This window comes from Ruegeria sediminis (assembly GCF_005938215.1).
Classification (GTDB): domain Bacteria; phylum Pseudomonadota; class Alphaproteobacteria; order Rhodobacterales; family Rhodobacteraceae; genus Ruegeria; species Ruegeria sediminis.
On the sequence record NZ_VCPD01000017.1, the window covers coordinates 1 to 1,538 of the forward strand.

Below are 1,538 nucleotides of genomic sequence, written 5' to 3' on the forward strand. Positions count from 1 at the left end.
GCCGATTCCGTGGAAAAACACCCGTTCGCGGGCGCAGAATTCCGTCGCTTGAGTTGGGCGCGTGCGCCTTTCCTGTCAGGCTTTTCGCGGTTGCTGCAGTGCGGGAAGGATCTTGGCCAGTTTGCGGAGGTTCTGGGCGGTGGCAGCGAGGAGGAATTCGTCATTTGCCCCGCATGGGCCACGTAATCGGAGCCTGTTCAGGCCAAGGATCCGTTTCAGATGGGCGAAGAGCATCTCCACCTTCTTCCTCAGCTTCATCGAGATCACGTACTGCTTGGTCTTGGCGATATCCCGAGCAACCTGTCGGGCGTCCTCATGTTCCTCGCGGGTGATCTTGCGCGCGTCGGCGTTTGGGCAGCATCTCGCCCTGGATGGGCAGGCCTGGCAGACCTCTTTCAGGGCGCGATACCGGGCTGTTCCCTTGCCGGTTGGTCCCCGATTGGGGTCAGAGTAGTTCCGGCGGAACTGCTTCAACTCGTGGCCTTCTGGGCAAATGTATTGATCGTTCGCGGCATCCCATTCGAAGTCCGCGCGGGTCCAGGTGCCATCCGTGCGACCCGACTTGTCGAAGACGGGAATGTGAGGGGCGATCTTGCGGTCGACCAACCAGCCCAGCATCGGCCCTGTGCCGTAGGCGGTGTCGGCGATCAGGCGCTCCGGATGCAGCTCGAACTTGTCCTTCACCCGCTCGAGCATGGTCTTGGTCGATCCGACCTCGGCCTGCCGAATGGATCTCGTGGCTTCTACATCCACGATAACGCCGTGATCCGTATCGATCAGGTAGTTGTCGGAATAGCTGAAGAACGCCGGGCCTTTGCGGGCAGCGGTCCACTGGCTGGCCGGGTCGGAATGCGAGGTGAACTTGGGCTGAACCTCGCTGGCGGCGCCAAAGGCGGCCTCGTCCAAGGTATCGAGATACTCGCGCACGGCCCGAGGCGCATCGGCGGGATCGATTTGTCCCGCATCCCAGTCCTCTTTCGCCGTGGAGTTCTGCTTGTTGGCATCCGCTTCGATCAGGCTGGCGTCGATCGCCATGCGCTGGCCGCTGACCAAGCCCTCTTCAATACAGCGTGCGACGGTCATCTCGAACAGGTGGCGCAGCAATTCGCTGTCGCGAAAACGACCATGACGGTTCTTTGAAAACGTCGAATGATCCGGAACCCGGTCGCTGAGATCGAGGCGGCAAAACCAACGATACGCCAAGTTCAGATGCACCTCTTCGCAGAGCCGTCGCTCGGACCGGATGCCGAAGCAATAGCCGACCAGGAGCATCCGGATCAGCAACTCGGGATCGACGGATGGACGGCCCGTGTGGCTGTAGAAATCCGCCAGATAGGCGCGGACGTCAGTTAGATCGACGAAGCGGTCGATGGACCGAAGAAGGTGATCCTGAGGAACGTGATCTTCCAGCGAGAACTCGTAGAACAGCGCTGGTTGCGCCTCCTGCCTCGGTCCCATCATCGCAAATCCTCCCGCCCAATGCGGGAATTGAATCAGCCCGATGCCCCTCGATCAAGCACGAGTTTTTCAACGGAATA

1 protein-coding gene is annotated in these 1,538 nt (G+C 60.4%); it reads right to left on the bottom strand.

Annotated elements, in window-relative coordinates:
- Positions 1-75 precede the first annotated feature (75 nt).
- A complete protein-coding gene (locus FGK63_RS20625; protein WP_138845842.1) occupies positions 76-1,461 on the bottom strand; it encodes an IS1182 family transposase in 1,386 nt (461 codons plus the stop codon).
- Positions 1,462-1,538 lie beyond the last annotated feature (77 nt).